At 68.0% G+C, this 13,204-nt stretch carries 11 protein-coding genes; all 11 read right to left on the reverse strand.

What is annotated here, in order from left to right:
* Nucleotides 1-59 precede the first annotated feature (59 nt).
* Complete coding sequence (locus tag AB0924_RS11790; protein ID WP_366911273.1) at nt 60-611, reverse strand: hypothetical protein; 552 nt, start codon at nt 609-611, stop codon at nt 60-62.
* 92 nt (nt 612-703) lie between these two features.
* On the reverse strand, nt 704-1,240 hold the full coding sequence (locus AB0924_RS11795; protein ID WP_366911274.1) for a hypothetical protein: 537 nt from the start codon (nt 1,238-1,240) through the stop codon (nt 704-706).
* Nucleotides 1,237-3,546, reverse strand: coding sequence for a DUF6571 family protein (locus AB0924_RS11800; RefSeq protein ID WP_366911275.1), 2,310 nt, complete (start codon nt 3,544-3,546; stop codon nt 1,237-1,239). Before AB0924_RS11800 ends, AB0924_RS11795 begins: the two co-directional genes overlap by 4 nt.
* Nucleotides 3,547-3,557: 11 nt before the next feature.
* Complete coding sequence (locus AB0924_RS11805; protein WP_358927979.1) at nt 3,558-4,016, reverse strand: hypothetical protein; 459 nt, start codon at nt 4,014-4,016, stop codon at nt 3,558-3,560.
* Nucleotides 4,017-4,247: 231 nt separating this feature from the next.
* A complete protein-coding gene (locus tag AB0924_RS11810; RefSeq protein WP_366911276.1) occupies nt 4,248-4,466 on the reverse strand; it encodes a hypothetical protein in 219 nt (72 codons plus the stop codon).
* A gap of 473 nt (nt 4,467-4,939) precedes the next feature.
* A complete protein-coding gene (locus tag AB0924_RS11815; protein ID WP_366911372.1) occupies nt 4,940-6,274 on the reverse strand; it encodes an Ig-like domain-containing protein in 1,335 nt (444 codons plus the stop codon).
* A gap of 229 nt (nt 6,275-6,503) precedes the next feature.
* Complete coding sequence (locus AB0924_RS11820; RefSeq protein ID WP_366911277.1) at nt 6,504-8,381, reverse strand: discoidin domain-containing protein; 1,878 nt, start codon at nt 8,379-8,381, stop codon at nt 6,504-6,506.
* A 190-nt stretch (nt 8,382-8,571) separates the two neighbouring features.
* Complete coding sequence (locus AB0924_RS11825; protein ID WP_366911278.1) at nt 8,572-9,969, reverse strand: GH1 family beta-glucosidase; 1,398 nt, start codon at nt 9,967-9,969, stop codon at nt 8,572-8,574.
* Nucleotides 9,966-10,805, reverse strand: coding sequence for a carbohydrate ABC transporter permease (locus AB0924_RS11830; RefSeq protein WP_358927969.1), 840 nt, complete (start codon nt 10,803-10,805; stop codon nt 9,966-9,968). The genes AB0924_RS11825 and AB0924_RS11830 overlap by 4 nt, the downstream gene beginning before the upstream one ends.
* Nucleotides 10,806-10,833: 28 nt before the next feature.
* On the reverse strand, nt 10,834-11,820 hold the full coding sequence (locus AB0924_RS11835; RefSeq protein WP_358927967.1) for a sugar ABC transporter permease: 987 nt from the start codon (nt 11,818-11,820) through the stop codon (nt 10,834-10,836).
* 6 nt (nt 11,821-11,826) lie between these two features.
* Complete coding sequence (locus AB0924_RS11840) at nt 11,827-13,143, reverse strand: sugar ABC transporter substrate-binding protein (RefSeq protein WP_358927965.1); 1,317 nt, start codon at nt 13,141-13,143, stop codon at nt 11,827-11,829.
* Nucleotides 13,144-13,204 lie beyond the last annotated feature (61 nt).

The raw sequence follows: 13,204 nt of genomic DNA on the forward strand, positions 1-13,204 counted from the left end.
TAGAAGCCGACGCGATTCTGACAGGGTGCACGGGGCGCGCCGGAGGTGCTTCCTGACACTCAGCCGATGCGCGGAGTGCCGTTCGGAAGTTGATCTGCCCCGTCGCAAGCCCACAGTTTCCGGGCCTCCAGCCGCAAGGTGTCGGCGGCGAGCGCGGCCATTTTCTGGATCACCGCCCGGCCGGACGTCATCTGGTACGTGACGTCGACCTCCATCACGGCCCTGCCCTGGTCCGAGGAGCAGTCGGTGAAGAGGGAGGTGGTGTCCCCCTTGTGGAATCCCTCGGCCTCGCCGAGTGTGATCCGGGTGGCGCCTGTCGCACTCGCGTCGCGGGCCACTTCCTTCATGGTGTAGTCCGCCTTGGCGTAGAGGCTGTGTTCGATCCGCACGGACTTGCCGCCGCCGTACACCTTGCAGGTACCGGGCGCCTTCCTGGTGTAGGGATGCTCCGGGTTGAGGACACCGGCGTGCCACTGCGTAAACGGCTTACCCTTTTCCGGCAGCAGGGCCGCGATATCTGCTCCGGGAAGGGCGTCGTCGCAGACGCGCGCCGGCACCGCGACGTCGGGCTTCTCGGACGGCCACACCTGCCACGCCACCATCCCGGTCACGAGGAGCACTCCGACGACGGCCAGAGCTGTCCGGAATCCGAACCGGCGGCCCCGCCTTCCCGGACCTCCCGCCCGGCCGCCGCGGTCGCCGTTCAAGAGGCCCGTTCGCACACTTGCTGCTTGTTCAGCGAAGCCGTGTATCCCTGGATCAGCTCCTTCATCGCTGATTCATTCGGGCGGGCGGGCTTCAGCACCTTGACGAGGGTGCTGACGTCCTCCTGGACATCCGCGCCAGTGCACTTGATCAGCGACACAGCGGCGTGATCGGCGTACGCGATCGTGTTGCCCTCCGCTGACTTCTGTTCCTGGACCGCGAGTCGGCTCCGCAGGATGCGCCGCGCCGAGTCACCAGCGTCGATACGTTCTCCGCTCACTTGCAGCACCGTGTCCTCGTCGACCTTGACACCGCACAGCGCCGAGCCGTCGTCGAGACTTCCACGACGCTCCACTGTGAGCCGCTCACCCGACTCGGGCAGGAGCCGTGCAAGCGCATGGGTCGGGACCGATACCCCGCAGAGGGTTTCCGGAACGGCGAACCCCTGCTCGGGCGCCTCCGAAACACAGCCGACCACCGTGACCGCGGCGATGAGGAGCAGGCCGCCGAGCGGGACATGCGATGAGGATCTCAATGCTTGCTACTCTCCGATTTCCACTGGGCGCCGTCGGAGTGGCTGTGACCGGCCGAAGTGCGCGCCGCTCTCCTGAGATCGTCGGCGGTGTCGGGGTCGATGGTGTTGTTGTTCAGCAGAGCGTGATCGACGGCGGACCGGGCGGAATCCAGAGCTGCCTCACGGCCGTTGGTGTACTCCGCGCCGGCCTCCGTCTCCGCATCGCTCGAAGTGTCCTGCTCGATGCTCTTCATGATGGATTCCTGGATGTCCTCCGAGGCCCATTCGAGAGGAGCGCCGGCAATGGGGACGCGCTCACCGACCTTTTCCAGACCCATGCCCAGGATGCGGTTCACCCACTTCTGCTTCTCGGCCGCAGCCTCGTTGAAGTCCGTGTCGGAAGCAGTGTGATACTCGTAGATCGCATGAGCCCGGGCGTCGCTCATGATGCCGGCGATCGCCGAACCGGGGGCGACCGCGGCACCCACGCGCCCGTCCAGCGACGCTGTCGAGTGGGTGGGGTCGTTGATGACGTGGTCCACGACATCGGTCGTGTACGTCTGCTGTGCGGTGGTGATGGCGGAATAGGCGTCGGGGTCCTGACCCACCTCGCCCAGGAAGCGGGCGACGTTGTTCGCATCGAGGTCGGCCGAGGCACCGAACGAGGGGAAGAGATCGCTGCTGGGGTCCTCGTCGTACATGGCTCGCTGGAAGTCGCCCATGTACTCGGCCGTGATGTCGCCGAGGCTTCCGCGCATCCCGTACAGCGGACCGGTCTCCTCTCCGTCCAGATCCCCGTTCTCGTTGTGCCGGATGAGTTCCGGGTCGCCTCCGAACTTGTTGACGATGTCGCTGACCAGATGCGCTTGCGCCTCCGTGTGCTGAACTGCAGCGGCGGAGGCGTCGCTGTTGTACGGCCGACCGGTGGTCGCCGCCTCCAGTGCGTGGCCGAGGGCCTCAGGACCGAAGGTCAGGGCCGCCTTGGTCTTGTCCTCGTCGGCCAGGACGTTCCTCGCGTTCGTATCGACCGTCCACTCGAAGTCCTTGTCGGTGAAGAGGTCCAGGTACGAGGTGAAGCCGGGTTCGCCGCCCTTCTTCACCGTCCCGTCTTCGTTGTACGCAGTCGGCGTTCCGGTGAAGAACTTCTCCGCGGCCTCCGGACTGTGGCCCAGCGACTCCAGGACACTGTTCAGCGGGTCGTTACCCGAGCCCAGCTTCCCGGAGGGATTGAATCCGTACGTGTCCGGGCTGCCTGTCGGCCTGCTGGAGAGGAAGAAGTGCGGGTCCTTCTTGTGGAGCTGGGTGATGTGCTCCGCGATGGGGTTGATGAAGCGGGAGTCGTAGTTGCCGTAGCGCAGCAGGCCGCCGAGGACCTGGTAGCCGTACGGCTTGTTCCACTGGCCGCGTTCCCAGGCGATCTGCTGGGTGCCCAGGCGCCGGAACTGCGCGCCCCAGTCGCCGGACAGGTGTTGCTTGTGGTCGGGGTCCGTGGCGTTGGCGAGCGTGTACCCCATGACCTTCTGCAGGTCCTGTACCGCGTCGAGCCGGGTCTTGCTCGCGTCGCCGCCGGTACCGTCGATCGACATCGCGGCGTAGAACTGGAGGGTCTTCTCCGGTCCGCCGAGTCCCTCGTAGAACTCGGTGGCGAACTCACCGTCCTTCTCCGCGGAGTTGAAGCGCAGGAGCTCGTTGAGCTCGCGCAGTTCCGCGTCGGACATCTTGTCGCCCTTGCGGGCCAGTTCGACGGCGCGCTCGACCTCGGCGTCGTTGAGGGACTCGTACTTGCTGTGGCCCGCGTTGTACGGGTCGTTGCCGTGGCTCCTGGCGAGAGCGCGAGCGACCGAGGCATCGATCTCGGCGGCATGGGCGAGGATCCGGTTGATCCGGTCCTCCAGTTCCTGCCGCTGGTCGAGTTGGTCCTGGGTGCGCTCGTCGGTGTCCCCTCGCACGTGCGGGAAGAAACAGCGGACCCTGCCGCCGTCGATGTCCTCGACCCGGATCCCGAGCTTCGCGGCGTCGTCGTGGACGGCGGTCTTCATCTGCTTCTGCAGCGACTCGAGCTCGGTGTGGCCGTCCTCGAGAACCTGGTAGATGCTGTTGGCCTCGGTGTGCAGGTCGGAGATCTCCTTGGCCGTCTTGGCCACGAACTCCCTCGTCACCGTGGCGTTCACGCCGGCCCACCGCGCGGAGTCCGACTTGCCCTGCATCCCCGTACGAGCATTCTCCGCCGACTTCTTCAGGCCGTCGACGGCCTTCTTCCAGTCCGTCACCGCGTTCGCGAGCTTGCCGAGGTCGACCTCGACGAGGTCGGTGAAGGTGAGAGCCATCAGCGGTCTCCCTACTTGAAGTACTCGTTGAGCTGGGACACGGACGTGGCCGAACCGTCATTGCCGCGCAGCACGGTACCGATCTTGGCGTCGTCCTCCGCGTGCCGCTTCTTGGTGTAGTCCAAGTGGTCGGAGATGTGCGCGCAAGCCTGCAGTACGGCCTTGACCTGCGAGGTCCACATCTCGACGGTCGTCTCCAGAGCGCCGCCGGTCTGGAACCCGTGCGACTTCAGGGTGGCGGCGGCCTGCGCCGTCGAGCCGTTGCCAGTCCCGGCGATGTCTGCCTGGCTCTTCACGTCGTCGTAGAGGATGTCGGCCTCGTGGCCCACCGCGCCCAGGTCGTCCTGGTACACCACCAGGTCCCCGGCGCCTCCGCCGCCCCCGTCCGGCGGCACGTGGTTGAGCCGCATGTGGGTCTGACCCCGGCCGGCCGACTGAGCCTTGAGCTGCTCCCACTCGTCCCATGCCATGGCAGGATCCCCTTCCCCCTTGCGGACGATCCGGTGCCCGGTCAAAGTAGCAACCCCAACCGAGGCAGATCTGCGCCAGGTCCGTTGTGCCGCACATGTCGGCTGTGAAAATTTCCGGCAGACGCGGCCGCACTCAGGGGCACACGGCAAAACTCAGCTCGCCTGAGTCGCCGGGACTTCTACCGTGAACAGCGTCGGGCCTGGCCACACGAGGGCAACCTCCTCCGACTGTCATTCGACAGCGACAAGGCCCGTGGCTGCGAGGACACCGACGATGATCATGAAGCTTCCGATGATCACCGGACCCATTCGCACGCCAGTCTTTCCCGCAGACGCATTCGCCCTGCCGAACAGGTTGTCCTGGCTCACCGCTGCGCGCGCGAACCTCTTGCTGTAAAGAATGAGACCCAGCCCGGCGAGAATGGCGAAAACGGACAGGAACACCCTCATCCAAGCCTCCTGTTCCTGGACAGCGCCTGTGCCCGCCCCGTCATGGGGCGAGCAGGCACGTGTGCGCATGGCTTTGCCCCACAAGAAGGCAAGCGCCGGCCGCCCCGACGGCCGCCGGCCCCGCACAAGTTGTCAGAGACAACCGGCGGAGATCGACGCCGTTCCCGTCGATTCCCTTCACACGCGGGCGGGAATCGGCCCCTCCGCGTCAGTGACGCGAACAGGGTGAGTCAGGTGATTTCGCGTCGTTGTCGTCGACCTCTGCCCGCCGAAGGGCACATTCGACGGCCGGCTCACAAGGGCCGAAAACGTAAGGTCCCCATGGGCCGGACGCGCGCGGTGGTGCCGCACGAGCAGATCACCATTGCCGTATCGACCCTTGCCATGGCGAGCGCCAAGCGGCGGCCGACATGGTGTCGGCCGCCGCTTGGCGGAAGAGACGCACGCTCAGGGGCATGGCATCGGGTCTGGCGTCAGTTGGTCGCGCTGCCCGCGGTCCACTCGCTCCACGGCACGTTCCAGTCGCTGAGGCCGTTGTCCGGGGCCAGCGTGGTCTTGTCGTCGGAGTTCTTGACGATCACGACGTCACCGATCAGCGAGTGGTCGAAGAACCAGGCTGCGGGCTTCGTGCTGTCGCCGCCGCCCTTGACGTCCTTCAGGCCCACGCAGCCGTGGCTGGTGTTGACCTTGCCGAAGACCGAGTCGGCACCCCAGTAGTTGCCGTGGATGAACGTGCCCGAGTCGGACAGGCGCATGGCGTGCGGCACGGCCGCGATGTCGTACGAGGGCTTGCCGTCCTTCTCCGTGAGGTTGACGCTCGCGGCGTTCATACGGATGTGCCGGAACTTCTCGGAGATGACCATCTGACCGTTGTACGTCGGGTGCTCGGTGCTGCCGGACGAGATCGGGATGGTCTTGATCTTCTTGCCGTCCCGCACGACGGTCATCTGCTTGGTCTTGGCGTCGACCGTGCTGATCTGGCTCCGGCCGATCTTGAACGTGGCCGTCTTCTGGACGCCGCCGACGTTCATGTCGACGGTGACGGTCGAGCCGGGCTTCCAGTACGTCTCGGGGCGGAAGTCCAGACGGCCGTCGTTGAGCCAGTGGCCGACGACCTGCTGGCCGCTGCTGGAGCGGACCTGGATCTCCGACTGCACGGCGGCCTTGTCGGTGATCGCCTTGTCGAAGGTGACCGTCACCGGCATGCCCACGCCGACGGTCGAGCCGTTCAGGGGGGAGAGATGCCCGATGAAGTCGTTGGCCGGGGAGACCGTGGCGATCGTGGCGTTCTCGGCGGCGGAGCGGCCCTGGGTGTCCTGGGCCTCCGCGGCGATCTGGTACCTCGTGGCCGGCTTCAGCGCGCTGTCCGGCTGCCAGGACGTGCCGTCCGCGGCAAGGGTGCCGGGGACCTCGGCACCGGTCGCCACGGCGGTCATGGTGACCTTCGTGAGCTTTCCGTCACTGACGGTCACCTCTACGGGGTCGTCGACCCCGACGTTGTGGGCGCCCTGTCCGGGCGTGATCTTTATTCGGGCGTCAGAGGCGTCCTGAGCGGTGGCCGGGCCCGCCGAAGGCGCGGATGCCGTCGGGCTCGCGGGGGTCGCCGAGCCCTCCGGAGCGGCCGGGGTCGCCGAAGCCTCCGGGGTGGCCTGGGTCACATAGGCCGCCGGGGTCGCCGGAGCCTGAGTCTGCTGCTGGTCACCGGTGCCGTTGCCGCCGGTGGCGGCGTGGCTGATACCACCCAGAGCCGTGACTGCGAGCACACCGCCGAGTACGCCGGCCGCAGCCACCAGCCTGGTGCGTCGTATTCGTACCGCGGTCAAACTCTTCTCCCATGCCGTTGATCTCGGATTTTCCGGGACTGGTTGCCCAAGGGTCACAACCGCCCTTCGATCCACTTATACACATTCGCCCGACCTAATCGGGCAAATTGTGCTGAAGGCCACCCATCGTCGGACGGGGGCACAGCACCCGGGACCCGGGCCCGAGGCGGCAACCGGTGGGGTGCCCGGCCGCCGCACCGGGGGGTGGCCCGTGTCACCCCTTCTGTTCCACCCGCACCCAGTCCACCTCGGCCTGCACTCCCCCGCCCGCGATCCGGTCCACGCTGGACTGCGGCAGGCCCCAGTAGGGGCTGGTCACCTTGTTCCAGCCGGCCGGGTAGGCGCCGCCCAGGGCGAGGTTGAGGATGATGTACTGGTTGTGGTCGTAGACCCACTGGCCCCGGGTCGACTCCAGCTTGTTGCGGGTCGTTTCCTGGACCAGGCGGTCGTCGACGTAGAAGCGCATGGCTGTCGGGGTCCATTCGACGGCGTAGGTGTGCCACTGGTCGGCGGTGCCGCCGTTCGGGTAGGTCTGGCGGGCGCCGATGTTGCCGTCCGCCGAGTAGCCGGGGCCGTGCAGGGCCGAGCTGGTCCAGTCGCCGTAGCCGATGTTCTCCATGATGTCGGTCTCGCCGGAGGCCGGCCACGAGACGGACGGATTGTCGACGTTGCTGCCGAGCAGCCAGAAGGCCGGCCAGAAGCCGTCGCCGACCGGCAGCTTCATTCGGGCGCTGACCTTGCCGTACGTGAAGTCGAAGTGGGTGTTGGTGTCGATGCGGCCCGAGGTGAAGTCGTAGGTGCCGCCGCCCGCCTTGGTGCAGCCCTTGCAGTACTTGGCCTTCAGGATCAGGCTGCCGTCGCGGGTCTGGATGTTGTCCGCGGAGTCGACGTAGGCCTGGGACTCTCCGTTCACCGGACCCATTTCGGTGCCCGTACGCACGACGCGCCACTTGGAGCGGTCGAGCGCGGCGCCGGTGAAGTCGTCGAAGAAGGTGGTGCGGTAGCTGCCCGGCTGGTCGGCCGGGAGTGCCGGGTACGCGGCGGATGCGGAGCCGCCGGTGCCCCAGACCTGGAACTCGTAGAGGGAGTAGCCGAACTGCGCCGTCGCGGGAGCCGGGTTGTAGAAGGAGCGGCGTTCCTTGCCGAGCATGCGGACGTATCGGCCGGTGACCGGGGACGGCAGTCTCACCGTGTCGTGCAGGCCCGTCGCGTCGGACGGGGACTTCACGTCGGCCCGGCGGGCGGCGATGTCCGCGGCGGTCGGCTCGTGGACCGTGCGCCAGGTGCGGTTGTCGTCGGAGACCTGGAGCAGGTAGTCGACCGCGTACGCGGACTCCCAGTACAGGTCCACCGTGTCGATCGTCGATTGGGCGCCGAGGTCCACCGACACCCAGCGGTCCGCGTTCCAGTCGCTGGACCAGCGGGTGCTGTCGGACTTCAGGTCGGCGGGCCAGCCGCCGTCCGTGACGAACGCCGGTGAGTTGCCCGCGTGCTGGTAGTAGTTGGAGTAGGCCGGGTGATTCAGGGCGAGGTTGGTACGGGTCGTCGAAGCGGGGGCCGGTTCGCCGCCGTAGATCCTGAAGTTCCAGAGTGAGTAGCCGTAGGGCGTGGCACGCTGGAGGCCGCGCAGGCGGACATAGCGGCCGGTGACCTCCTGCGGGTAGGTGTGGGCCGTGACGGAGCCTCCCGTGCCCTCGGTCTCCGTGTAGAAGGGCGTCCAGTCCGTGCCGTTCCCGGAGACCTCCAGGACGTAGCGCTTGCCGTAGGCGGCCTCCCAGTCCAGGACCACGCGGTCGACGCGGATGGTGGTACCGAGGTCGACGCGGATCCAGGCGTCGTCGGCGAAGTCGCTGGACCAGCGGGTGGCGCCGTTGCCGTCGAAGGCGAGTCCGGGGGCGGCGCCGGCGTTCTCGCTGCCGGAGGCGGTGACCGCGGCGGGGTTCAGGGCGTACGCGGCGGCCGCGCGGTCGGTGTCCCAGGCGGCGGCGGCCGGGGCGGCGTGCGCTGGGGCGGCCAGGAGCGGGCCGGAGGTCAGCAGGGCCATGGTGGACAGGGCGGCGGCGAGCAGGGTGTGGGGGACGCGGGATGGCATGCGGCTCTCCTCAGTGGGGGTGGGGATCCGGCGGTGCGAGTAATGACGCGTGCATGACAGTCCGGAGGGACGGGCGGGGCGGATCCGGTGGGCGCGGGTTCCCGCACCCGCGCCCACCGGTCGTCCGGGCCGGACTCAGGCGGCCCGGCGCATCAAGGGGCCCCGAGCCGGCCCGGAGCGGCGAGCGGCCTCAGGCGGCCCGGCGGTTCTGGCCGCGGTGTACGCGGACGATGTCCGCGTACCGGTGCCCGCTGCCCTTGATCGTGCGCACCTGGGTGCGGTAGTCGACGTGGACCAGGCCGAAGCGCTTGTCGTAGCCGTACGCCCACTCGAAGTTGTCCAGCAGCGACCAGGCGAAGTAGCCGGCCAGCGGGGCGCCCTTGCGGGCGGCGGAGGCGCAGGCGGCGAGGTGCCGCTCCAGGTACTCCTGGCGCTCCGGATCGTCCACGGTGCCGTCGGGGCGGACCACGTCCGGGTAGGCCGAGCCGTTCTCGGTGACGTAGATCTTGCGGGCGCCGTACTCCTCGGTGAGGCGCAGCAGCAGGGTCTCGATGCCGCTCGCGTCGATCTCCCAGTCCATGCCGGTGCGCGGGACGTCGGGCCGGCGGACCGACCGGACGTACGGCGCCGGGCCGTCGGGGTCGTCGGCGACGTAGGCCGGGAAGTAGTAGTTCAGGCCCAGCCAGTCCAGCGGGGCCGCGATGGTCTCCATGTCGCCCGGCTGCTCGGGGAGTTCGACGCCGTACGTCTCGAGCATGTCGACGGGGAAGCCGCGGCCGTGCAGCGGGTCGAGCCACCAGCGGTTGACGTGGCCGTCGTGCCGGCGGGCGGCAGCAAGGTCCTCGGGGCGGTCGGTCGCGGGGAAGACGGTGGAGAGGTTGTTGACGATGCCGACCTGTGCGTCGGGGACTGCGGCGCGGATCGCGCGGGTGGCGAGGCCGTGGCCGAGGAGCAGGTGGTAGGAGGCGCGGACGGCTGCGGTCAGGTCGGTCCAGCCGGGGGCCATGGTGCCCTCCAGGTGTCCGATCCAGGCCGAGCAGGAGGGCTCGTTGAGGGTCGCCCAGAGCTTGACGCGGTCGCCGAGGCGCTCGGCGACGGTGGAGGCGTACTCGGCGAACGCCAGGGCGGTCGCGCGCTCCGGCCAGCCGCCGCGGTCCTGGAGCGCCTGGGGCAGGTCCCAGTGGTAGAGGGTGACGGCCGGGGTGATGCCCGCTTCCAGCAGGGCGTCCACCAACTCGTCGTAGAAGGCGAGGCCCTTGGGGTTCACGGCGCCCGTCCCGTCGGGGATCACCCGTGGCCAGGCGATCGACAACCGGTAGGCGTTGGTGCCCAGTTGCCGCATCAGGCCGATGTCCTCGCGCCAGCGGTGGTAGTGGTCGCAGGCGACGTCGCCGTTGTCGTCGTTCGCGATCTTCCCGGGGGTGTGCGAGAAGGTGTCCCAGATGGAGGGCGAACGGCCGTCCTCGTCGACGGCCCCCTCGATCTGGTACGCCGCAGTGGCCGTGCCCCACAGGAAGTCCTGTGGGAGTGCGGCGAGGTCGATGCGTTCGGACACGGAAGTCCCTTCGTGATACGGGAAGGTGGTCATTTGACGGCGCCCGCCGTCAGACCGGTGACGAGATAGCGCTGCAGGAGGAGGAAGCCGGCCACCACGGGCACGCTGACGACCAGCGAGGCGGCCATGATCTGGTTCCAGTAGACGTCGTTGAGGGTGGAGTAGCCCTGGAGGCCGACGGCGAGGGTGCGGGTGGTGTCGTTGGTCATGACGGAGGCGAAGAGGACCTCTCCCCATGCGGTCATGAACGCGTAGACGGCTACCGCGACGATGCCGGGGATGGCGGCCGGCACCACGATCCTGAGCAGCGCCTTCAGCGGGCCGCAGCCGTCGACCAGCGCGGCCTCGTCCAGGTCGCGCGGCACCGAGTCGAAGTACCCGATCAGCATCCAGATGGAGAACGGCAGGGAGAAGGTGAGGTACGTCAGGATCAGGCCGCCGCGCGAGCCGAACAGGGCGATGCCGGTGGCGTTGCCGATGTTGACGTAGATCAGGAACAGCGGGAGGAGGAAGAGGATGCCGGGGAACATCTGCGTCGACAGGACGGTGACCGTGAAGACGCGCTTGCCGCGGAATTCGTAGCGGCTGACCGCGTAGGCCGCGAACACCGCGATGACCACCGAGCAGACGGTCGCCGTGCCCGCCACGATGAGGGAGTTCACGAAGTACTTCGCGAGCGGGACCGTGGACCAGATGTCGATGTACGGGCGGACGGTCAGCCCGCTGGGCAGCCAGCGGAACTTGCCGGTCACGTCGGCGAGCGGCTTCAGCGAGCTGGAGACCATCACGTACACCGGCACCAGCACGAAGCCGGTGAGCAGGGTGAGGAAGATCCGCCGCGCCCAGAGGAAGGAACGAGGCGGCTCCATCGGCGAGTTGGGCATCACAGTGCCGGGGCTAGGCATCGGCGGCCCTCCGTCCGCGTGAGGTGAACAGCAGGTACGCGCCGGTCACGACCAGCAGGAAGAGCAGCAGCAGGACCGACATGGCGGAGCCGGTGCCGAAGTTCCAGGTGACGAACGAGGCCTGGTAGATGTGGACGGAGATCAAGTCGGCGGCCTCCGGGGCGCCCTTGCCGAACAGCACGTACGGCGTGTTGAAGTCGTTGAACGTCCACAGGAACAGCACCAGGACCAGCACCTGGTTGACCGGTCGCAGCGACGGCAGGGTGATGCGGCGGATCTGCTGCCACATCCCGGCGCCGTCCAGCGCGGCCGCCTCGTACAGCTCCTTGGGGATGTTCTGCAGGCCGGCCATCACGATGAGGAAGGCGAACGGCCAGCCCCTCCAGACCGAGACGGTGAGCAGGGCGTAGAAGCTGTTGTCGCCGATGAGCCAGAACGACGGCTTGTCGGTGAGGTGGAGCTGGTCGTGCAGCAGGTGGTTCACCAGGCCGTTGTCGTGCTGGAACATGAACACCCAGGTGATGACGGCCGCGTAGACGGGCAGCGCGTACGGCACCAGGAACAGGGCGCGCAGCAGTCCGCGGCCGCGGAAGGTGTCCTGCATGAAGACCGCGGCGGCGGTGCCGATCAGCCAGCACAGGCCGACCGAGAGCAGGGTGAAGGCGAGGGTGACGAAGAACGAGTGCAGCAGCGCCTCGCCGACGGGCGCGTCGAAGTCGACCGACACCTTGTAGTTGCCGAGGCCGGACCAGGGGGCGCTGCCCCAGTCGCGGATGTAGAACTGGGTGAGTTCCTTGAAGCTCATCACGATGCCGATGACCATCGGCACCAGGTGGACGAGGAGTTCGAGCAGCAGGGCGGGCAGGAGCAGCAGGTACGGCAGTCCGATGCGGCGGATCCGCCCGGTGCGGCGGCGGGGTCCGCGCGCCGCACCGGGGGACGTCTGGCGCACCGGCTCCTTCAGAGCGGTGGAGGTCATATCGGGTCACGCAGCCGGCATCTGCTGCTGGGCCTTCTCCAGCTTGGCCTTGACGGAGTCGGTGGTCACCGCGCGGCCGGCGGCGGCGTCGGCGAACAGGTCCTTGACGGCCGTGCCGACCGCCGTCTCGAACTGCGACTCCGAGGCGACCTGCGGCAGTGCGGCCGCGCTGGTGCCGAGGGTGCTCTTGAGCACCGCGTTGGACGGCGAGTTGAAGGCGGCGTCCGCCTGGGCGCCCTTGACCGGCGGGATGGTGGTGTAGGCCGTGTTGAGGATCTTCTGCTCGGCGTCGCTGGTCATGAACTTCACGAACTTCGTGGCGCCGTCGAGGTTGTGGCTGTTCTTGAAGACGGCCATGTTGATGCCGGCGACCATGGAGTTGGTCTGCGTGCCGGTGCCGGGGGTGCCGGACTGGACGGGGACCGGGGCGATGCCGTAGGCGTCCTCGCTCATGCCCTGTGACTTGAGGTTCGAGGCGGCGGACTGCCACAGCAGCATGGCCTGCTTGCCCTTGGCGAAGTCGCTGACGGACTGGTTCTGCGCGTACTCGGCGTCACCGGTGGGGATGACCTTGTCCCTGGCCATCAGGTCGACATACTGCTTGACCGCCGCGACCACCTTGGGGTTGGTGAAGTCGGGCTTGCCGTCGGCGGTGAAGAAGTCGGCGCCGTGCTGCTTGGCGAGGACGAAGACGTGGTGGATGTTCTCCGAGACGTTGGCGCCCTCGGCGCCGAGCGGCGACTTGCCCTTCGCCTTGATCTTCTTACCGTCTGCGACCAGCTCGTCCCAGGTGGCCGGCGGCTTGGAGATGCCGGCGTCGGCGAATATCTCCTTGTTGTAGTAGAGGGCGTACGCCATCGAGTACAGCGGCACCGCGGCCGGGTCCTTGCCCTGGACGCCGGTCGAGCCGAGCGCGGAGTCGACGAACCGGTCCTTGCCGCCGATCTTGTCGAAGTTCTCCGCGTCCCACGGCAGCAGCGCGCCGGTCGCCTGCAGGGAGGCACTCCAGGTGTTGCCGATGTTCAGCACGTCCGGGCCCTGGCCGGAGGTGGTGGCGGTGAGGATCCGGTTGAGCAGGTCGGACCAGGGCACGACCTCCAGCTTCACCTTGATGCCGGTCTGCTTCTGGAACTTGTCGAGTTCGGGCTGCAGGACCTTCTTGTCGATCGCGATGCTGGCGCCCTGGTTGGAGGCCCAGTAAGTGAGCGTCTTCGGCGAGTCGTTGGACCCGCCGCCGCTCGACGAACCCCCTCCGCAGGCCGTAGCCGCGAGGGCGAGAGACATGGTGACGGCGCCTACGGCCGCGGCTCGGATGCTGCGCATGGCTCCTGGTGTCCCTTTCCGGGAGTCGATACCCCTCGGGGCCGATCGCGAAGGCCGACAC

The organism is Streptomyces sp. NPDC047869, from assembly GCF_040704065.1.
Taxonomy (GTDB): domain Bacteria; phylum Actinomycetota; class Actinomycetes; order Streptomycetales; family Streptomycetaceae; genus Streptomyces.

What these genes read in the sequence shown, in the direction of transcription:
- AB0924_RS11825 (WP_366911278.1), bottom strand. Translation starts at nt 9,969, where the DNA reads ATGACCACCTTCCCGTATCACGAAGGGACTTCCGTGTCCGAACGCATC.
- AB0924_RS11805 (WP_358927979.1), bottom strand. Translation starts at nt 4,016, where the DNA reads ATGGCATGGGACGAGTGGGAGCAGCTCAAGGCTCAGTCGGCCGGCCGG.
- AB0924_RS11840 (WP_358927965.1), bottom strand. Translation starts at nt 13,143, where the DNA reads ATGCGCAGCATCCGAGCCGCGGCCGTAGGCGCCGTCACCATGTCTCTC.
- AB0924_RS11820 (WP_366911277.1), bottom strand. Translation starts at nt 8,381, where the DNA reads ATGCCATCCCGCGTCCCCCACACCCTGCTCGCCGCCGCCCTGTCCACC.
- AB0924_RS11830 (WP_358927969.1), bottom strand. Translation starts at nt 10,805, where the DNA reads ATGGAGCCGCCTCGTTCCTTCCTCTGGGCGCGGCGGATCTTCCTCACC.
- AB0924_RS11835 (WP_358927967.1), bottom strand. Translation starts at nt 11,820, where the DNA reads ATGACCTCCACCGCTCTGAAGGAGCCGGTGCGCCAGACGTCCCCCGGT.
- AB0924_RS11810 (WP_366911276.1), bottom strand. Translation starts at nt 4,466, where the DNA reads ATGAGGGTGTTCCTGTCCGTTTTCGCCATTCTCGCCGGGCTGGGTCTC.
- AB0924_RS11800 (WP_366911275.1), bottom strand. Translation starts at nt 3,546, where the DNA reads ATGGCTCTCACCTTCACCGACCTCGTCGAGGTCGACCTCGGCAAGCTC.